General features: G+C 65.5%; 18 protein-coding genes. 9 read left to right on the top strand and 9 right to left on the bottom strand.

Annotation, left to right across the window (positions count from 1 at the left end; all coding sequences use genetic code 11):
- Positions 1-119 precede the first annotated feature (119 nt).
- From ACTUWL_RS15620 to ACTUWL_RS15610, 3 genes are all read left to right on the top strand, one after another.
- Positions 120-1,043 (top strand): LysR family transcriptional regulator, encoded by a 924-nt coding sequence (locus tag ACTUWL_RS15620; protein WP_021082556.1) that lies wholly within the window; start codon positions 120-122, stop codon positions 1,041-1,043.
- 208 nt (positions 1,044-1,251) lie between these two features.
- The gene (locus ACTUWL_RS15615; protein ID WP_021082555.1) at positions 1,252-2,664 is read left to right on the top strand and encodes an MFS transporter; all 1,413 of its coding nucleotides are present in this window, start codon (positions 1,252-1,254) and stop codon (positions 2,662-2,664) included.
- Positions 2,665-2,758: 94 nt separating this feature from the next.
- Complete coding sequence (locus ACTUWL_RS15610; protein WP_021082554.1) at positions 2,759-3,511, top strand: sulfate transporter family protein; 753 nt, start codon at positions 2,759-2,761, stop codon at positions 3,509-3,511.
- On the opposite strand, the gene ACTUWL_RS15605 is transcribed toward ACTUWL_RS15610, so the two are convergent.
- The 6 genes from ACTUWL_RS15605 to nth form a co-directional block, all read right to left on the bottom strand.
- On the bottom strand, positions 3,512-5,074 hold the full coding sequence (locus ACTUWL_RS15605) for a DHA2 family efflux MFS transporter permease subunit (protein ID WP_035653700.1): 1,563 nt from the start codon (positions 5,072-5,074) through the stop codon (positions 3,512-3,514).
- The gene (locus ACTUWL_RS15600; protein ID WP_021082552.1) at positions 5,071-5,583 is read right to left on the bottom strand and encodes an isoprenylcysteine carboxyl methyltransferase family protein; all 513 of its coding nucleotides are present in this window, start codon (positions 5,581-5,583) and stop codon (positions 5,071-5,073) included. The genes ACTUWL_RS15605 and ACTUWL_RS15600 overlap by 4 nt, the downstream gene beginning before the upstream one ends.
- Positions 5,580-6,641, bottom strand: coding sequence for a type III polyketide synthase (locus tag ACTUWL_RS15595; protein WP_021082551.1), 1,062 nt, complete (start codon positions 6,639-6,641; stop codon positions 5,580-5,582). The genes ACTUWL_RS15600 and ACTUWL_RS15595 overlap by 4 nt, the downstream gene beginning before the upstream one ends.
- A 144-nt stretch (positions 6,642-6,785) precedes the next feature.
- Positions 6,786-8,414, bottom strand: a complete 1,629-nt coding sequence (locus ACTUWL_RS15590) for an MFS transporter (protein ID WP_021082550.1) — start codon at positions 8,412-8,414, stop codon at positions 6,786-6,788.
- Positions 8,401-9,552: an HlyD family secretion protein gene (locus ACTUWL_RS15585; RefSeq protein WP_021082549.1), complete on the bottom strand. Its 1,152-nt coding sequence runs from the start codon at positions 9,550-9,552 to the stop codon at positions 8,401-8,403. The genes ACTUWL_RS15590 and ACTUWL_RS15585 overlap by 14 nt, the downstream gene beginning before the upstream one ends.
- 66 nt (positions 9,553-9,618) lie before the next feature.
- Entirely contained in the window at positions 9,619-10,407 is a 789-nt protein-coding gene (nth, locus tag ACTUWL_RS15580; protein ID WP_021082548.1) for an endonuclease III, read from the bottom strand.
- A 22-nt stretch (positions 10,408-10,429) separates the two neighbouring features.
- On the opposite strand from nth, the gene ACTUWL_RS15575 reads away from it, so the two are divergent.
- Positions 10,430-10,975, top strand: a complete 546-nt coding sequence (locus ACTUWL_RS15575; protein ID WP_021082547.1) for a DUF2244 domain-containing protein — start codon at positions 10,430-10,432, stop codon at positions 10,973-10,975.
- A gap of 57 nt (positions 10,976-11,032) precedes the next feature.
- A complete protein-coding gene (locus ACTUWL_RS15570; RefSeq protein ID WP_035653697.1) occupies positions 11,033-11,929 on the top strand; it encodes a methylated-DNA--[protein]-cysteine S-methyltransferase in 897 nt (298 codons plus the stop codon).
- A 247-nt stretch (positions 11,930-12,176) separates the two neighbouring features.
- On the opposite strand, the gene ACTUWL_RS15565 is transcribed toward ACTUWL_RS15570, so the two are convergent.
- Positions 12,177-13,568, bottom strand: coding sequence for an MFS transporter (locus ACTUWL_RS15565; RefSeq protein ID WP_021082545.1), 1,392 nt, complete (start codon positions 13,566-13,568; stop codon positions 12,177-12,179).
- Between the two features lie 132 nt (positions 13,569-13,700).
- Here ACTUWL_RS15565 and ggt point away from each other — a divergent pair, with 132 nt between their 5' ends.
- The 3 genes from ggt to ACTUWL_RS15550 all read left to right on the top strand — a co-directional run bounded on the left by ggt (position 13,701) and on the right by ACTUWL_RS15550 (position 17,916).
- The gene (gene ggt, locus ACTUWL_RS15560) at positions 13,701-15,428 is read left to right on the top strand and encodes a gamma-glutamyltransferase (protein WP_373011439.1); all 1,728 of its coding nucleotides are present in this window, start codon (positions 13,701-13,703) and stop codon (positions 15,426-15,428) included.
- A 103-nt stretch (positions 15,429-15,531) separates the two neighbouring features.
- Positions 15,532-16,830 carry an MFS transporter gene (locus ACTUWL_RS15555; protein ID WP_021082543.1) on the top strand — a complete coding sequence of 433 codons (1,299 nt, stop codon included), beginning with the start codon at positions 15,532-15,534 and terminating at the stop codon, positions 16,828-16,830.
- A 210-nt stretch (positions 16,831-17,040) separates the two neighbouring features.
- The gene (locus tag ACTUWL_RS15550; protein ID WP_021082542.1) at positions 17,041-17,916 is read left to right on the top strand and encodes an SDR family oxidoreductase; all 876 of its coding nucleotides are present in this window, start codon (positions 17,041-17,043) and stop codon (positions 17,914-17,916) included.
- Between the two features lie 55 nt (positions 17,917-17,971).
- Here the strand turns inward: ACTUWL_RS15550 and ACTUWL_RS15545 are convergent, their stop codons facing one another.
- Both ACTUWL_RS15545 and ACTUWL_RS15540 read right to left on the bottom strand, forming a co-directional pair.
- Positions 17,972-18,307, bottom strand: a complete 336-nt coding sequence (locus tag ACTUWL_RS15545) for a GIY-YIG nuclease family protein (RefSeq protein ID WP_021082541.1) — start codon at positions 18,305-18,307, stop codon at positions 17,972-17,974.
- Between the two features lie 115 nt (positions 18,308-18,422).
- Positions 18,423-19,088 carry a glutathione S-transferase family protein gene (locus ACTUWL_RS15540; protein ID WP_021082540.1) on the bottom strand — a complete coding sequence of 222 codons (666 nt, stop codon included), beginning with the start codon at positions 19,086-19,088 and terminating at the stop codon, positions 18,423-18,425.
- Between the two features lie 131 nt (positions 19,089-19,219).
- On the opposite strand from ACTUWL_RS15540, the gene ACTUWL_RS15535 reads away from it, so the two are divergent.
- Complete coding sequence (locus ACTUWL_RS15535) at positions 19,220-19,807, top strand: DUF2239 family protein (RefSeq protein WP_021082539.1); 588 nt, start codon at positions 19,220-19,222, stop codon at positions 19,805-19,807.
- Positions 19,808-19,932 lie beyond the last annotated feature (125 nt).

Raw genomic sequence — 19,932 nt, 5'->3', positions numbered from 1 at the left:
CGGTTTCTCCGTGCTCGTTGCGCTCGTTTTGAGTAGTTGGCGCAGGTTAGGCTTCCGCACGCTATCTGAAAAATATAATCTGTCGAATAGTGCATTCGTCGTTCTAGAACGCTGAACCCATGGATTCGCGCCAGCTTCGCTATTTCATCGCGGTTTACGAGCAGCGCAACCTGTCGCGGGCGGCGGATCAGGCCAATGTCGCGCAGTCAGCGCTGAGCCACCACATCGCCAATCTGGAAGCCGAATTCGCCACGCCGCTGTTCGAGCGCAAGCCGCGCGGCATGGAACCGACCGCGGCGGGCGAGCGGCTCTACGAGCATGCCCGCATCATCCTGCGTGCCATGGCGGCGGCCGAGCGCGAGATCAGGGAAGGCGGCAGCGAGATCGCCGGCGACATCTCGATCGGCATGGCCAATTCCGGGATGAAGGCGATCGGCGTGCCGCTGATGCGGACCGTGCTGACCAAATATCCGAACCTGAAGCTGTCGCTGACCGAGAGTCTCTCCGGCGCGACGCTGCTGCACCTGCTGAGCTCCGACGTCGACCTCGCACTGGTCTACAATCCGCCGTCGGAAAAAGACCTGGTGGCCGAGCCGGTGCTGGAGGAGCAGATGTTCTGCGTCGGCACCGAGAAACTGATCGGCAGAAAGGCCCCGATCAGCTTCGAGGAAGTGGCACGGCTGCCGTTGATCCTGTTGCGGCACGGGCTCTCCGCGCGCGCCCTGGTCGATGATCCCGTGCCGCTCAAGCGGCTGGAGGCCAATGCGATCATGCATCTCAACTCGACCAGCGGCATGATCGGGGCGCTGATCGCGGGCCTCGGCTGCACGATCGCAACGACTCACTTCGTCAGCGAGCCGCTGAAGGCACGATTGCTGGTCGCGCGCGAAGTCATCGAACCGAAACTGACCCGCACGCTCTATCTCTGCCGCCTGCGCAACCGCCCCATGACTTACGTCATGGAGGAAATGTGCCGCCTGATCCGCGCCCTGATCGCAGACCAGGTGGGCCGCGGCGCCTGGGAGGCGACGCTCCTGATCTGAAGCGCTTTCAAGCGAAGCCTGTCCCGCACGCGATGCGGGATGGACGCCGGTTCGCGTCAAGAAAGCGCGTCCTGGATAGTACGATCGAAAATATCGAACGATCTCTTCGATATGTTCGTCTGGATTTCTGGCTCCCGGCTGCCAAACATGCGCGGATGACACGCCTTCGCAAGAAAGGCGGCCGCTGGACCACACGGGGAGGACCAACATGAGCGCCGTCGAACTCGGCTCGGTTGCCGATCGCGTCAACACGACAAGCGGACCGGACCAGATTTCACGACGGCTCGAGGCGCTGCCGGCGTCCGGCTATGTCTGGCGGCTGGTGATTTTGCTCTCGCTCGGCGGTTGCTTCGAAATCTACGATCTGTTCTTCACCGGCTATATCGCGCCGGGCCTCGCGCGCAGCGGGCTGATGACCACGACGACGCAGGCCTTCTTCGGCTTCTCCGGCATCGGCGCCTTCGTCGCGGCGACTTTCGCCGGCCTGTTCATCGGCACCTTCTGCCTCGGCTTCCTCGCCGATCGTTACGGGCGCAAGGCCGTCTTCACTTACTCGCTGCTGTTCTACAGCGCAGCGTCCGTCATCATGGCGTGCCAGACCACGCCTGGCGGCCTCTTGCTGTGGCGCTTCATCGCCGGGATCGGAATCGGCATCGAGGTCATCACCATCGACGCCTACATCACCGAGCTGGTGCCGAGCTGGATGCGCGGCCGGGCCTTTGCGATCAACCAGGCTGTGATGCTGTCGGCGGTGCCGATCGTCGCCGCACTGTCGTGGTGGCTGGTGCCGGCAACGCCTTACGGCATCGACGGCTGGCGCTGGGTGGTGCTGATCGGCGCGGCCGCCAGCATGATCATCTGGGTGCTGCGGCTCTACGTGCCGGAAAGCCCGCTCTGGCTCGCACGAAATGGCCGCTCGGCTGAAGCCGAGCGGATCATGCGGACGCTGGAGGCTTCATCGGGCACGGCCGCGCTGCGCCCCGCCCCGGCCGCCGCAATGGCGCCGGCACGTGCGCCGGCCGAGACCGGCTATGCCGACCTGTTCAGGCCGCCCTACGCCTCGCTCGTCGTACTGTTCATGATCTTCAATCTCTGCCAGGCGTTCGGCGTCTACGGCTTCTCCAACTGGGTTCCGGCGCTTCTGGTCGAGAAGGGCATCAACGTCACCAAGAGCCTGCAATACTCGTTCATCATCGCGTTCGCCTATCCGCTGGCGCCGCTCCTGGCCGCAACCTTCGCCGACCGCTTCGAGCGCAAATGGATCATTTGCGGCGCGGCCGCCGCGATCTCGGTGTTCGGCCTCGCCTTCGCGCAACTCACCGCGCCTGTGCTGCTGATCGCGAGCGGTGTGCTGGTGACCGGCGCCAACATGACGCTGTCCTACGCCTATCACGCCTACCAGACCGAGGTGTTCCCGACCGCTATCAGGGCGCGTGCGGCGGGGCTCGTCTATTCGATGAGCCGGCTCAGCGCGACTTTCTCTGGCTTCATCGTGGCGTTCATGTTGAAGGAGGCGGGCGTCGGCGGCGTGTTCGGCCTGATCACCGCGGCGATGGTGATCGTGATTGTGACTATCGGTGTCTGGGGACCCAACGTCCGGGGCAAGCCGCTCGTCGCCTGAGGCAATTCGAGTCGAACCGCGGCACACACGGCACTTGCCGAAGCCATATTGGGTGGCTACCTCTCGCTCGTTAATTTGCAGAGGTAGCCCAGTCATGTTTGATGCCGCCGTCAAGGCGCTTTCGCAAATCCTTTCGCCGCCGATGCGCTCGATCCTGTGGCGCTCGATCGGGCTTGCGCTGGTGCTGATCACCGTGCTGGCGATCGGATTGCAGCGGCTGCTGAGCTGGTTTGCCGACACCGGCGAGGTCTGGGCCGAAGGCATGCTCGGCCCCGGCTTCCATTCCACGCTGCACGTGCTGTCCTGGATCATCTCGATCTCGGCCGGCCTCGGCGTCGTGCTCGGCGGCATCTTCCTGATGCCGGCGATCACCTCGCTGATGGCGAGCCTGTTCGTCGACGACGTCGCCGACCATGTCGAGCGCGAGCACTATCCGGCCGACCATCCCGGCGTGGCGCTGCCGGTCACGCTGGCGACGATCGAGGGCGTCAAGACGGCGCTGCTGACCATCCTGGTCTACGTGGTCGCGCTGCCGTTCGTGCTGTTCGCGGGCGCGGGCTTCATCATCTTCTTCATCGCGACCGCCTGGCTGCTCGGCCGCGAATATTTCGAGCTCGCGGCGATGCGCTTCCGCTCGCCTGATGATGCCAAGGCGATGCGCAAGGAGAATGCGGCGACCGTATTCACCGCGGGCCTGTTCATCGCCGCCTTCGTCTCGATCCCAATCGTCAACCTGGCGACGCCGCTGTTCGGCATGGCGTTCATGGTCCACATGTACAAGCGGCTGTCGGGCCCGCGCCGCGAGCTGATCGAGCCGGCGCGGCGAAGCAACGTCTCTTCAATCTAGCTAGTCCGCTTCTCGCGGCACCTGGAGAGACGCCGGTGCCCGCGCGAACGGCACCAGCAGCAATCCTGCGATCGCCACGCAGGCGAGCATTGCCCATGCCTCGTTGACGGTGAGTGCGAGCGAGGCCCGTTCGATCAGCGGCCGGATGAACGCCACCGTCGCCTCGTCGGGCGGACCCAGCGGTCGGTTGATCAGCAACATCGGATCGAGCCCGATCGCCTGCGCCGCGTTGATATCGCCTGCCAGCAGGCGTGCACGAAAATCCTCGCCATAGATCGGGCTGCGCCCGTAGAGGATGGTGTCGATCAGGGCGATCCCGATCGCGCCGCCGAGATTTCGCATCAGGTTGAACAATCCGCTGGCGTCGGCAATTTCGTCCTCTGGCAGCGAACCCAGTGCAAACCGTGTCGGCGGCAGCAGGCAAAACATGATGGCGATGCCGCGCACGACCTGCGGCCAGACCATCTCGCCGAAATCGGCCGTACGAGGCTGGAAGGCGCTGAGACCCAGACCGAACGCGAACAAGGCAAAGCCCGTCGCGGTCAACGCCAGCGCGCCGACGCGACTTTCGAGGAAGGCCGCCAGCGGCGCGGCGACGAGCTGCGCAGCTCCCGTGACCAGCATGGTGGTGCCGATCTCGAAGGCGTCATGGCGGCGGACGAAGCCGAGGAAGACCGGCATCAGATAAGTCGATCCGTAGAGACCGACGCCGAGGCAAAAGCTCAGGCCGCAGCCGATCGCGAACGAACGCCGCCGGAACAAGGTCAATTGCGCGATCGGATCCGCCGCGCGGAGCGTGCGCCGGATCAGCAGCGCGATCCCGGCAACGCTTCCGATCAGCAGGCTGAGGCAGAGCATCGAGGCCCAGCCGCGCTGCGGCGCTTCCTTCAGCCCGATCATCAGGCTTGCGAGGGCCGCTGCGAGCAGGATCAGCGACGATTTGTCCAGCCTGGAGAACGCGCGAAGATGCATCCGCTCTTTCGGCAGCAGCAACGGCGTGACCAGCGCCGCGATCGTGCCCGGAACCAGGTTGATCAGGAACAGCCAGGGCCACGACCAGGTCTGCGTGATCCAGCCACCGACGACAGGTCCAACGGTCGGCGCAAGCACCGCGATGGCGCCGCCGATCGTGGTGGCGACCGGATGAAGGCGCGCCGGAAACAGCGTGAACACGGCGGAGAACACCGCGGGGATCAGGACGCCGCCGGAAAATCCCTGCAGCACGCGGAACGTCAGCAGCACGGCAAAGCCGCCGCTGAAGGCGCAGCCGACCGACGCGATGGTGAACAGGCTGACGGCGATGACGAACAACCATCGCAGCGACAGTGCATGGGTGAGCAGTCCGGTCAGCGGGATCGCGATCACCTCCGCGATCAGATAGGCGGTCTGGATCCAGCTCATCGCGGAAGGCGAGATCGTCAGCGCGCGCTGGATCGTCGGCAGCGAGGTCGCGACGACCTGGATGTCGAGGATCGCCATGAACATGCCGAGGCACATCAAGAGGAAGCCTGCCCAGGTCGCAGCCGATGGGCTGTCGGCTTGCTGATCTGCCCGCGCGCTCATGGCGTGCTGATGCGTGGCCAGTCGGAAACCGAGAGCGCGCGGCTCTCGGCGCGAATTCGAATCGCAAGCACCGTGAGATTGAGCACGGTGAAGATCAACGCCAGCACCGACAGGTGCAGAGCCAGCGGGAGCAGCGCGATCTCAGCGACCACGACGGCATAGTTCGGATGCGGAAAGTACCGGTAGGGCCCGGATGCGACCAGCGGCGTTCCCGGCAATACGATGATCCGCGTGGTCCATCGCGGCCCGAGCGCGGCGAGGATCCACAGCCGCAAACCTTGCAGCGCCACGAAAGCCGCCAATGCGGCGAGGTTGACATCCTGGTTACGGCCCCAGATCCACAGCGCGGTCAGCCAGCCCGCGTGAAGCAGCACGATGAGCGGGTAGTGAGCGGCGCCGACTTCGATGGCGCCTCGCGTCAGCAGCCGCTCCGTGTTGCGACGGGACAGCACGAGCTCGCCGAAGCGCTGCAGCGTGACCAGCGCAAGGATGACCGAAGCGAGGTTCACGCCGCGTGCCTCAGCGCGACGCAACTGAGCGTGAAGCCCGGCCCGAGCGCGGTGAGCAGCGCGCGCGGCGGCAATCCCCTGGCGCGGGCGCGTTCGAGAACAAACAGAACCGTCGGGGCCGACATGTTGCCGCATGCCGCGATGACATCGCGTTCGTGATCGAGCGTGCCCTGATCGAGCGCGAGCGCGCGCTCCAGCGCGGCGATCACCTTGGCGCCGCCGGGATGGCAGAGGAAGCGGTCGATGTCATCGGTCGTTAGCTGCATCCGCGCGAGAATTTCGGCAACGGCCGGTCCAACATGGTCGCGGACGAAATCCGGAATGGTGCGCTGAAAGACGACGCCGAATCCCTCCGGATCGACCGTCCAGCCCATGATGTCGAGCGTATCCGGCCACAGCTTTTCGCCGGACGCCTCGATCCGCGTCGCACCGCCGTCACCGGCACGCAGCACGAGCGCGGCGGCGCCATCGCCGAACAGGCTGGCTGCGACGATATTCGCCTTGGTCAGCTCATCGTGGCGGACCGCGAGCGTGCAGAGTTCGAGCGCAACCAGCAGCACGTTCGTGCCCGGCCGCGCCTGCGCCAGCCGCGCCGCGATCGAGAGGCCCGACACGCCGCCCGCGCAGCCGAGACCGAACACCGGCACACGCGACACATCCGGCCGCAGGCCGAGCTTGCCGGCGACGCGCGCCTCCAGCGTCGGCGTCGCGATGCCGGTCGAGCACACCGTGACCACGGTATCGATCTCGCTGCCGGTCAGGCCGGCGGCCGCGATCGCCTTGCCGGCGGCATCGACGAACAGCGCCTCGGCGCCCTCCAGGAACGCCTGCGTTCGCTCCGGCCAACCGCGCCGCTCGAGATACCATTCGATCGGCTTCACGCCATGGCGATGCTGGATGCCGGTGTTGGCGAACAGGCTGGAGAGCGTCTCGAATTCGGGATAGCGGTCGGCAAGAAGGCTGCGCGCGGCCTGCAGGATCTGTCCCTGATGGAATAGATGCGGTGGAACCGCCGTCGCCATGGAAACAAGCGCGGCCGTCTGCTTGGTCTCGATCATCGTGGCTCCAGTTCCCCCGGTTATGGAACCACGCGGTACGCAAAATATTTCAGGCACCGGCGCGATAGAGAGAGCGCGGCAGTCACTATAAATTGACTCCGGCAGCACGCCGCCGGCGACATCCGGGCTGCGCCTTTCGCCAGATCAGGAAGCGGCGGCGCCGGGCCTGCGCAGCAGATTCTTCATGAAACCAAGCGACACCGGCGACAGCGGGCCCTGCGGCGCGCGGGTGATGAAGGCGACGAGGACCAGCGCCGCGATCGCGAGCCAGAAGCACAGCCAGAAGCCGTCAATATAGGCGAGCGTGTTGGCTTCGCGCTGCACTAGCGCCGCCAGCGTGCCGACGGCCCGCCCCATCGCCGTCCCCATGCCGTGACTGGAAAATTCACCCGCCAGCCGCTTCAGCAGATTCACGACGTCGACGTCGCCGCCCTGGACATGCTGTCCGAGATAATTCGAATGAATCTGCTCACGGACGCGCAGCCAGGTTCCCATCAATGCGATGCCGATCTCGGCGCCGCCGAGCCGCATGATCTGGATATAGGCCGCGAACGCGGTCGCCCGCGACGGGTCGGAGTTCGACAGCGCCATGATGATGATCGGCAGCAGCGTCAGCGCCTGCCCCACCGACGTGAGCAGGACGATGCCCGTGAAATCCTCCCGCGCCCAGACGTGGCTCAGCTGCGTGCCCCAGAGATTGGCGGCCGCGAAGGCCGAGAATCCGAACACCACGACGACGCGCGGATCGAGATGGCGGAGCAGGACGATTGAGATCGGCACCAGCACGAACATCGGCAGCGCGCCATAGGTGAACAGCAGCACGCCCGACTGCTCCGGCCGCAGCGCGCCGACGCTGCCGAGGAAATTCGGCACCAGCGACGAGTTCGACAGGCTGGTCAGCGTGTACAGCAGGATGACGATCAGCGAGAGCCCGATGTTGCGCGAGCACAGCACGTTGAAATGCGCCCAGGGCCGGGGCGCGACCATCTCGTTGATCACGAAGGCGATGATCAACAGCCCGCCCCCGATCAATAGCGCCATCACGGTGCCCGACGACAGCCAGTCCAGCCGGTTGCCCTGGTCGAGCCCGGCATAGACCATCGCGACGCCGGCGCCGAGCAGCAGCATACCGCCCCAATCGGCATGGTGCAGCAGGTCGCGATTGACCGGCTCCTTCGGCGTGCCGAGATAGACCATCAGGCCCATCAGCGGCGCGATCACCACGCCCTGCCAGTACAGCCACTGCCAGCCCAGATGCTCGACATAGAAGCCGACCAGCGAGCTCGACGAGTCCAGCGCGAAGCCGACGCGGATCGAATACAACGCGATCCCCGGCACCCACCAGCGGATCGGCAGGTTGCGCAGGATGATCATCAGCGTCGCCGGCACGAAGGTGCCGAGCAGCATACCGTGCGCGATGCTGAGCGCGATCAGCGCCGTGTAGTCGCGCACGAACGGGATGGTCAGCGAGACCACGGCATAGATGAGGCTCGGAATGCCGAGCACGCGGCGCAGGCCGAACACGGTGGCGAGCCAGGCCACCGCGGGCGCCACGAAGATCTGCGAGCCGATCGCAGCGGTCGAGAGCCAGGCGCCCTCGTCGAAAGTGAGCGAGAACGCGCCGCGCAGATCGGGCAGCCCGACCGTGGTCAGGCGGCTGTCGAAATTCGCCAGGAACGCGCCGAGCAGCACGGCGACGACCGCGAACAGCGGATAGCGCGCGACGTCGCCGCGCGAGACCGGGCCGCGATCAGGGTCATCACTTTCCGGCATTGGCGACCGCCTCGCCGGTGTTGATCCTCGTCACGACCGACATGCCGGGCAGCAGGCGATCGAGCAATGGCTGGCCCTTGTCGAACTGGATCCGCACCGGAATCCGCTGCACCACCTTGGTGAAGTTGCCGGTTGCGTTGTCGGGCGGCAGCAGCGCGAATTGCGATCCGCTCGCCGGCGCGATGCGCTCGACGATGCCGCGCAGCGTCTGGCCGGAGAATGTATCCACGGTGACCGCGACCGGCTGACCCGGCTTGACGTTGGTCAGCTGGGTCTCCTTGTAATTGGCGATCACATAGACGTTCGGCAGCGGCACGACATTGACCAGGTTGGTGCCGATGTTGACGTAATCGCCGGGCTGCACCTGGCGCTCGCCGGTGACGCCGTCGAACGGCGCGGCGATCCTGGTGTAGCCGAGCTTGAGCTTGGCGGACGCAAGCAGGGCCTTGGCGGCGTCGAGATCGGCGGCGCGCTGCTTCTTGGTGCCTTGCAGGACCTCGAGCTGATGACGCTGCGCCGCGATCACCGCGCGGCTGGCCTGCACGTCGGCCTCCGACTTGGCGTAGGATGCGGTCGCCTGCTCGAGGCGCTGCCGCGTGCCGGCATCGGTTTGCGAGAGCGACTGCTGACGCTCCTGCTCCTGGCGCGCCAGGGTCTGCTGTGCCTCAGCGGACAGTCGCGAGGCCTCGGCCTGTGCGATCGTCGCATATTGCAGCTCGACCTGGTTGTTGAGGTTGTCGAGGGCGGCCTGCGCGCCGACCACGCCAGCCTCCGCCTGCGCGACCTGCGCCTGGTAATCGGCAGGATCGATCTGCACCAGGAGATCGCCGGCCTTGACGCGCTGGAAATCGGAGACGGCGACGGTCAACACCTCGCCCGAAACGCGGCTCGAGAGCTGGGTGAGCTCGGCCCGGACATAGGCATCATCGGTGGTCTGGATCGTCGCGCTGCCGACCCACGCGTTCCAGCGCGAGGTCGCCACGACGACGAAGGCGAGCGCGACGAGCACTGCAAACAGCGGAATCGCGAACCGGCGCCAGAAACCCCTGGTCGCAGATTTCGGTGCGTCTGGCGCTGTCGCCGGAGCAAGAGCCGGTTGGGTGACTCGTGGTGAACCCTCTTGAACCTGCTCTGTCACGCCACACTCCTCGGTCACGCACCGGAACGCCGGACGAGCCTCTTACCACACCACGCCGATCATGGCTCAGACGGTCTTCTCCGGCCACCGGCAGAGATCGTTGATCAGACATACCTCGCAACGCGGCCCGCGCGCGAGGCAGGTGTAGCGGCCATGCAGGATCAGCCAGTGATGGGCGTGCAGCATGAACTCGGTCGGGATCACCTTCTCCAATCCGAGCTCGACCTCGAGCGGCGTCTTGCCGGGCGCGAGCCCGGTGCGGTTGCCGACGCGAAACACGTGGGTGTCGACCGCCATCGTGCGTTCGCCGAACGCCATGTTGAGCACGACATTCGCAGTCTTGCGGCCGGCGCCGGGCAATGATTCGATTTCAGCGCGGGTGCGCGGCACCTCGCCGCCGAATTCGGCGATCAGCTTCTCCGATAGCGCGATGACGTTCTTGGCCTTGTTGCGATAGAGCCCGATGGTCTTGATGTAGTCGCGGACCTTTTCTTCGCCGAGCTCGAGCATCTTCTCCGGCGTGTCGGCGACCTCGAACAGCGGCCGCGTCGCCTTGTTGACGCCGGCGTCGGTCGCCTGCGCCGACAGCACCACTGCAACCAGCAGCGTGTAGGGGTTGAGGTGCTCGAGCTCGCCCTTCGGCTCGGGATTGGCCTTGCGGAACCGATCGAAGGCCTCGTAGACCTCCTCCGCCGTCCACGGCTTCGGCTTTGCAGCCTTCCTGGCGGCCTTTTTTGCGGGCGCCTTCTTTGCCGTGCCTTTGGACAGCGGCTTTGCCGCTTTCGCGACTTTCTTCTTCGGCGCCGACCGAACGCTTGAGGTGCCGGCGCGCTGAGAGCGGATGATTTTGGCCATGAACGGGATATACTGATACGTCATGACTGCAGGCAACGATTTTGATCCCGCGAACGACGCCGAGGCGGCCGGCACCGAGGCCGAGCCAAAGCTGTTCTCGGCGCTGCTGACACCGCATCGCTCGCTGAATCGCACCGGCTTCATCGTGCTGATGTCGCTCGTCACGGTGATCAGCTTCGTCGCCGGCGCGGTGTTCTGGTGGCTCGGCGCCTGGCCGATCTTCGGCTTCTTCGGCCTCGACGTGCTGGTGATCTATTGGGCCTTCAAGGTCAATTTCCGCACCGCCAAAGCGAGCGAGGAGATCACCGTCACGCCCTCGGAGCTGCGGGTGCGCAGGATCAGCCACCGCGGCCAAGTCGCCGAATGGGTGCTCAATCCGCTGTGGGTGCGGTTCGAGCAGATCTCGCACGAGGAGTTCGGCATCGAGCGGCTTTATCTGGTCTCCCGGGGCCGCCGGGTCAGCGTCGGCAGCTTCCTGAGCCCGGACGAAAAGGCCAGTTTTTCCAAGGCCTTGACCACGGCGTTGAACACCGCGAAGCGCGGCCCCACTTACAACCCCGTCGTCTAATCGCGCTTGTCGGAAATCGGGTGGTTTGGATGCGCCATGGCTCCTAAATCAGACACCATGATGACACTCGCCATACACGACCAGCGCCTGGCCAAGCCGGGCCTCCAGAACGCCGCGCTGCGCGACTATGACTCGGTGCGGCGCGCCATCGCGTTCATCTCGGAGCATTGGCGGACGCAGCCGACCATCGAAGCGATGGCCGATGCCGCCGCCGTCACGCCGGATGAACTGCACCATCTGTTCCGCCGCTGGGCCGGGCTGACGCCGAAAGCCTTCATGCAGGCGCTGACGCTGGACCACGCCAAGAACCTGTTGCGCGATTCCGCCAGCGTGCTCGACGCGGCGCTCGACTCCGGCCTATCCGGACCGGGACGGCTGCACGATCTGTTCGTCACCCATGAGGCGATGTCGCCGGGCGAATGGAAGACCGGCGGCGGCGGCATGACGCTGCGCTACGGCTTCCACCCCTCGCCGTTCGGCACCGCGATCGTGATCGCGACGGACCGCGGGCTCGCAGGTCTTGCCTTCGCCGACCCCGGCGACGAGCAGACCGCCTTCGCCGACATGAAGCGGCGCTGGCCAAACGCGACCTATGTCGAGGACACCGACGGCACCACCGCTTTGGCGCAGCGCGTGTTCGACACGCGGTTATGGCGGGCGGACCAGCCGCTGCGCGTCGTTCTGATCGGCACCGACTTCGAGGTGCGGGTGTGGGAAACGCTGCTCAAGATCCCGATGGGCCGCGCGGTGAGCTATTCCGACATCGCCTGCAACATCAACAGCCCGAAGGCCTCGCGCGCCGTCGGCGCCGCGGTCGGCCGCAACCCGGTGTCGTTCGTGGTGCCCTGCCACCGCGCCCTCGGCAAGAGCGGCGCACTGACCGGCTACCACTGGGGTATCACCCGAAAGCAGGCGATGCTCGGCTGGGAAGCCGGCCAGGTCGGGTTGCACTGATAAAAGCATGATCCGGAAACGTGCGAAGCGGTTTCTCGAAAAGATCATGCTCAAACAAAGAGCTGAAGCGCGATGACGATTCAACCAAATATCATCGCGCTTTAGTGCGCAATTGCGCACGGGAGCAGGGACCCATAATCACAGGCGTGCGTTGTTAGAACGCGTTGGGCTCCAGCACGCCTACTTTGAACATCCGTGGTCATGGGTCCCGGCTCGCGCTTCGCTTGGCCGGGACGACGATCGTAAGTTACTGGCGCACCCTCGCCAGCAGCGCCAGTCCCACCACGAAAAACCCCACCAGCACCGCCATGCCGGCTTTTTGGCTCGCGGTGGCCGCGGTGATCGTACCGATCAGCAGCGGGCCGATGAACGACGTCACCTTTCCCGTCAGCGCAAACAAGCCGAAATATTGCGCGATGCGATCCTTCGGCGCGAGGCGGATCAAGAGCGAGCGCGAGGCTGCCTGCAGCGGCGCGCCGGTGGCCCCGATCAGGCAGCCCAGCACGATATAGGCGCGCTCGGCCACGCCCGCGAACAACGGACCGCCGGGCACCGGCGGCGCGACCGGGATGAACAGGATGGAATCCTTGTTCACGGTGAGGATCACGACGATCGCAAACAGCAGGATGATGAGGCTGCCGGTGATCACGCGCTTCGGCCCGAACGCATCGTCGAGCTTGCCGCCGATCCAGCCGCCGAACGTCCCGGCAATCGCGAGGATGATACCGAAAGTGCCGATCCGGATCGTATCCCAGCCGAACGTGCCGGCGGCATAGATGCCGCCGAACGCGAACAGCGAGACCAGCCCGTCGGTGTAGATCATGTTCGCCAGCAGGAACCACGCCAGCGATGTCTGCTTCGGCAGGCTTCGCAATGATTCCCTGAGGTCGCGCAGGCCTTCGCCGAGCGCCTCGCGTATCGGTCGCTTCGCCGGGTAGTCCGGCGTGAACAGGAACATCGGCGTCACGAAGATGATGAACCACAGCCCGGTCAGCGGCCCGGTGATGCGGTCGCCCTCGTGCATGACCGGATCGAGCCCGAACAGCGGCGTGAAGCCGAACAGCGTCTTGCCGGTCTCCGCATTGGCGGCAAGGAAGCCGAGCACCAACACGAGACTGAGGATGCCGCCGACATAGCCGGTGGCCCAGCCGGTGCCCGAGAGGCGCCCGATCCGGTCGGGCGGCACCAGCGTCGGCATCATCGCATTATTGAACACGGTCGCGAATTCGACGCCGACACTGGCGATCGCGTAGGCCAGCAGCAGCATCGGGATGATGTCTGGATTGCCTGGCTTGCCGATCCACATCGCGCTCGCGCCGATCACGAGCAGCGCGCCGAACACCGCGATCCATGGCTTGCGCCGGCCGCTGGCATCGGCGATTGCACCGAGCAGCGGCGACAGCAGCGCGATCGCAAGCCCCGCCGCGGCAGTCGCAAAGCCCCACAGCGCCTGCCCGCTCGCGGCATCTGATGCGACGAAGCTCGCGAAATAGGGAGCGAACACGAAGGTCGTGATCAGCGTGAAGTAAGGCTGCGCGGCCCAGTCGAAGAAGATCCAGCTGATGACGGCAGCGCGGCCGGGATAGACCTTGGTGGTGGCCTTCGCTTCGCCGGTGCCCGTCTGCAGTGTTGCCGTCATCGCGAAAGATATTCCTTGAGCTCAACTACAGGCAGGCTTTTGCCGCTTCGATCCGTTCCCATATAGCATGAGCCGGTTTTGCTGATACGGCGACCAACAGGGCAGGACACTTCGATGGCGCTGACAGCAACGATGTCGCGGCGGCTGTTTGCCGCTCTCCTGGTAATCGGCATCGCTGCGCCCGCCCTCGGTCAGGTCCAGCGCCGCGCCTACGAGCCTTCAGCCACTGATACGACCAGCAGTATTCACGCCGAAAGCGGCATGGTGGTGGCGCAGGAGAAACTCGCGGCGCGGGTCGGCGCCGACATCCTGCGACAGGGCGGCAATGCGGTCGACGCCGCGGTCGCCACCGGCTTTGCGATGGCGGTGACCTATCCGCGCGCCGGCAATATCGGCGGCGGCGGTTTCATGGTGATCCATCTCGCCGGCCACAATGAAGATGTCGCGATCGACTATCGCGAGACCGCGCCGCAAGCTGCAACGCGCGACATGTTCCTCAATGCCGAGGGCAAGCCCGATCCCGACAAATCGCGCAACTCCGCGCTTGCGATCGGCGTGCCCGGCACGGTCGCAGGCCTTGCGCTGGCGCTGGAGAAATACGGCTCGGGCAAATTCACACTGGCGCAGATCCTCAAACCCGCGATCGACCTGGCGCGCGACGGCTTCATCGTCACCGATGATACGTCCGATACGCTGTCCGACATGTATCGCCGGATGTCGCGCTGGCCGAATTCGGCCAGGGCGTTCTCGCACGCCGACGGCACACCGCTGCATGAGGGTGACCGCCTGATCCAGGGCGATCTCGCCGGCGTACTGACCGCGATCGCCGAACAGGGACCGCGCGGCTTCTACGAAGGCGCGGTTGCCGAAAAGCTGGTCAGCGGGATCAAGAATGCCGGCGGCATCTTCACGCTTGCCGATCTGAAATCCTACCAGCCGGTGATCCGCGCGCCGATCCGCGGCAGCTATCGCGGCCACGATATCGTCTCGATGCCGCAGCCTTCGTCCGGCGGCGTGGTGCTGCTGGAGATCCTCAACATCCTCGAGGGCTTTCCGATGTCCGACATGAAGCAGGGTTCGGCCGCCTCTCTGCATGTCATGATCGAGGCGATGAAGCGGGCCTATGCCGATCGCGCCCGCTATCTCGGCGATCCCGCCTTCGTCGACGCGCCGACGCAATTGCTGGTCGACAAGGACTATGCCGCAAGGCAACGCGCGACCATCGACCTTGCCCGGGCCACGCCCTGGACCGACGTGCGCAACGCCAAGCAGCCGCATGAGGGCGACAACACCACGCATTATTCGGTCGTCGATGCCAGCGGCAACGCCGTCAGCAACACCTACACGCTGAATTTTCCCTACGGCGTCGGCCTGGTTGCGGAGGGCACCGGCGTATTGCTCAACAACGAGCTCGACGATTTCACCGCCGCCCCCGGCGCCTCCAACGCGTTCGGGCTGGTCGGCTTCGAGGCCAATCTGCCGGGACCCGGCAAACGCCCGCTGTCGTCGATGTCGCCGACCATCGTGCTGAAGGACGGCAAGCCGGTGCTGGTGACCGGATCGCCCGGCGGCAGCCGCATCATATCAGCCGTGACGCAGATCATCGTCGACGTCATCGACTACAGGATGGACATCGCAGCCGCGGTCGCGGCACCCCGCATCCACCATCAATGGCTGCCCGACGAGGTCCGGATCGAGCGCGGCTTTCCCGACGAGGTGCTGGCCGAGCTGAAGGCCAAAGGGCACAAGCTGGTCGAGCCGCTCGGCTACTCCTCCGCGAACTCGATCGTGGTTACGACCAATGGTCTGCTCGGCGCGCCGGATCCGCGCACGCGAGGCTCAGAGGCCGCCGGGTACTAAAGGCGGCTTTGCTCTGCCTGTGACATCGCGATAGATTGGCGATCCGCGCAACTCCGGCCGCGGATCGCAAACAGCCGGTGAAAGATTTCTCCGGGGAACGCGCATGAGCACGGCCGAATCCAAAACGATCGAAGTCGCAGAGATCGAGGACACCAGCCTCCTCGCCTTCTACCGCGACATGAATTTGCAGGAGCGGCGCACGTTCTGGGCCTGCGCCTCGGGCTGGACGCTCGACGGCATGGATTTCATGATCTATCCGCTTGTGATCGGCACCATCATCACGCTGTGGAAAGTCGATGCCGGCACCGCCGGGCTCGCCGGTACCGTGACGCTGCTGGCCTCCGCGGTCGGCGGCTGGCTCGGCGGCTATCTCTCCGACCGGATCGGGCGGGTGAAGACGCTGCAGCTCACCATCATCTGGTTCTCGTTCTTTTCGCTGGTCTGCGCCGTGGTGCAGAATTTCGACCAGCTGCTGATCGCCCGCGCGCTGCTCGGCCTCGGCTTCGGCGGCGAATGGGCGGCCGGCGCGGTGCTGATCGGCGAGGCCATCCGCCCGCAATATCGCGGCCGCGCGGTCGGCTCGGTGCAGTCGGGCTGGGCGATCGGCTGGGGCCTTGCGGTGCTGGCGCAGGCGATCCTGTTCTCGGTCCTGCCGGCGGAAAACGCCTGGCGCTGGATGTTCGTGATCGGCGCGCTGCCGGCGCTGCTGGTGTTCTATCTGCGCCGCTATGTCACCGAGCCGGAGATCTCCGCCGCGACCATGGCGCAGCAGCAGGCGTCCGGCACCGGACCCGCCGCGCTATGGGAGATATTCCAGGGACCGATCCTGAAGACCACCCTGCTGGCCTCGCTGGTCGGCACCGGCATGCAGGGCGGCTACTACGCCATCACCTTCTGGGTGCCGCGCTTCCTGACCACCGAGCGGAAGCTCTCCGTGGTCGGCTCGACCGGCTATCTCGCGACGCTGATCATCGGCTCCTTCATCGGCTACCTGGTCGGCGCCTGGCTTGCCGACCGGATCGGCCGGCGCAATTTGTTCCTGATCTTCTCGATCGGCGCCATCGCGGTGGTGCTGCTCTATACCCAATTGCCGCTGTCCAACGAGGTGCTGTGGGTGCTGGGCTTCCCGCTCGGCTTCTTTGCCTCGGGTTACTTCTCCGGCATGGGCGCATTCCTGACCGAGCTGTATCCGACCCGGCTGCGCGGCTCAGGCCAGGGCTTCTGCTACAATTTCGGCCGCGGCGTCGGCGCGCTGTTTCCGTTCCTGGTCGGCGCGCTGTCGACCACGACGACGCTCGCCAACGCGATCGCGATCTTCGCGGTCGCGGCCTATGCCGTGTTCTTCATCGCCGCCTACGCGCTGCCGGAAACGCGCGGCCGCGTGTTGCATGCGGGTGGGTAGAACGTGAGGTGATGTGATGGCCGTCCCGCTTGCTCCGCTTCGCCTCTCCCCTTGTGGGAGAGGCCGGATTGCATCGAGAGATGCAATCCGGGTGAGGGGTCGCGGTCTATCCAAGCAGTATGCCGTACGGAGAGGTACCCCTCACCCCCAACCCTCTCCCACAAGGGGAGAGGGAGCCGTCGGTTTGTGCTTCCCTCACAGGAGGTTCTCATGACATCGCTCAAAGGCAAGACGCTGTTCATCTCGGGTGCGAGCCGCGGCATTGGGCTCGCGATCGCGCTGCGGGCGGCGCGTGACGGCGCCAATGTTGCGATCGCGGCGAAGACCGCCGAGCCGCATCCCAAGCTGAAGGGCACGATCTACACTGCCGCCGACGAGGTCCGCGCCGCCGGCGGTAAGGCGCTGCCTGTGATCTGCGACATCAGGGACGAGGCGCAGGTGATGGCGGCGATCGCGCAGACGGTTGCCGAGTTCGGCGGCATCGACGTCTGTGTCAACAATGCCAGCGCGATCAGCCTGACCAATTCGCAGGCCACCGACATGAAACGCTACGACCTCATGATGGGAATCAACACCCGCGGCACCTTCATGGTTTCGAAATACTGCATTCCACACCTGAAGAAGGCGGAGAACCCGCACATCCTGATGCTGTCGCCGCCGCTCGACATGAAGACCAAATGGTTCGAGCACTCGACCGCCTACACGATGGCGAAATTCGGCATGAGCATGTGCGTGCTGGGGCTCGCCGGCGAGCTGAAATCGGCCGGTGTCGCCGTCAACGCGCTGTGGCCGCGCACCACGATCGCGACCGCCGCGGTCGGCAATCTGCTCGGTGGCGATGCCATGATGCGCGCGAGCCGTACGCCGGAGATCATGGGCGATGCGGCCTATGCGATCATCACCCGGCCATCGCGCGAGTTTACCGGGCATTTCTGCATCGACGACAAGGTGCTCTATGCCAACGGCGTGCGCGACTTCGAGCCCTATCGCGTCGATCCCTCGGTGCCGCTGATGTCGGATTTCTTCGTCCCCGATGACGACGTGCCGCCACCCGGCGTCACCGTGCAGGCACTGCCGTCGCCCTGAAGCATGATCCGGAAAAGTGCGAAGCGGTTTTCCGGAAAGATCATGCTCAAAACGGTTACACCGCAGCCGCATCTAACTGCGTGCGCCAGTGCGCCACGCGCTCCTTGAGCAGCGTGTCGCGCACATAGGCGAGCTCCTCGTCCTTGATCCGCTCCAACGTCTCGAGCGACAGATTGTCCGCGCCATGCGCCGCCCAGGCGCGTTGCAGCTCGGCATTGCGATGATTGCCCATCCGCAGCGTGAACCAGATGCGGTTCTGGATTTTTTCCAGATCGAGCGCCTGCCCGACCCAGACCGCGCCGGTCGCGCGACAGCGGATCGCGAACACGCCGGCTGCGCTCTCACGCTTCTTGTAGTCGGCGATGGCCTGCTTGCGGTCCTCGGTCTTCATGGCGGCTCCTTTTGGTTTGGGCACGCCATTTATACCCGGGCATTATTGACGTGGCAATAATACCCGGATATAAATAGAGACATCAAAACCCGAGCTGCCGGCTATGAATGCGAATCTATCGACCAACCTCGTACGGCCCGCCCTTCTCCAACGCCCGCGCATAGGCCGGGCGGGCGTGGATGCGCTCGAGGAATGCGACGCATCGGGGGTGGCCGTCCTCGAGCCCGCCGCGCGCGGCGGCCGCCTCCAGCGGAAAGCTCATCTGGATGTCGGCGCCGGAGAAGTCGTTGCCGGCGAACCATTCGCTCTTGCCGAGCTCGCCTTCCCAATAGGCCATGTGCTGCTTGAGCTGCGGATTGACCAGCGTCGACAGCGCCGTGTTGGACACCTTGCGCACCAGCGGCCGCAGCAGCGCCGGCGCGCGCTTCGGCATCAGCGTGAACAGCAGCTTCAGCAGCAGCGGCGTCATCGCCGAGCCCTCGGCGTAGTGCAGCCAATAGGTGTAGCGCAGCCGCTCGGGCGTATCGGCCGGCGGGATCAGGCGGCCGTTGCCGTAGGTCGCGATGATGTATTCGAGGATCGCGCCGGATTCCGCGATGGTGTTGCCGTTGTCGGTGACGACGGGCGACTTGCCGAGCGGATGGATCGCGCGCAGCTCCTTCGGCGCCCGCATGTCGGGCTGCCGCTGGTAGCGCACGATCTCGTAAGGAACGCCCAATTCCTCGAGCAGCCACAGCACGCGCTGCGAACGGGAATTGTTGAGGTGATGAACCGTCAGCATGGGCGTCCTCTGAACTATCGGTGCAATCGGGCGGCGCTTGGTGCCAGCCGGGAACGGGAAAGTCGAGATCCGCGCACCACGATTGCCCGGAATTGTCGGGGCAATGGGTCGCGCAATCGGAGAGCTCTACCATGAATCCTGCTTATGTCGCTTTCGAAGGCGAGCAGCGCATCGCCGCCGGCGACCTCCCTGAGGTGGCCCGCGCCGCCAAGCAGCTGCTCGACCGGCGCGCTGATGCCGCGGTCCTGGTGTTCAACGGCCGCACCTCGGCCCTGGTCGATATCGATTTCCGCGGCTCGGTCGACGACGTGCTGGCGCGGTTGCCCAAGCACGCCCGACCGCTCGACGACGAGCCGGCGCCGCCGGCCGCGCCGCGCGGGCCCGGTCGGCCGAAGCTCGGCGTCGTGGCGCGCGAGATCACGCTGTTGCCGCGGCACTGGGACTGGCTCGCGCAACAGAAGGGTGGCGCATCAGTTGCGATCCGCAGGCTGGTCGACGAGGCGCGGCGCGCCAGCGGCGACAAGGATCGCACGCGCAGCGCGCAGGAAGCCGCCTATCGCTTCATGACGACAATGGGCGGCAACCGGCCGCATTACGAGGAGGCGATCCGTGCGCTGTTCGCGCACGACCGGCGCCGCTTTGCGACGCTGATCGCGGACTGGCCAGCCGATATCCGCGACCACGCGATCAGCCTCGCCTATAGCGATCAAGCGGATTAGCGACCGATGATGTACAGCAGCCACGAATGAGCTGCGCCCCTCTCCCGCTTGCGGGGGAAGGTTGGGGTGAGGGTTTCGCCGCTCGCGACACTCTTCGTGTGGCGAGAGCCCCCGATGCGATCCGG

It is taken from the genome of Bradyrhizobium sp. WCU1, from assembly GCF_053474805.1.
Note: the sequence above shows the minus strand (reverse complement) of the source record. Positions and strands in the feature narration are given on the sequence as shown.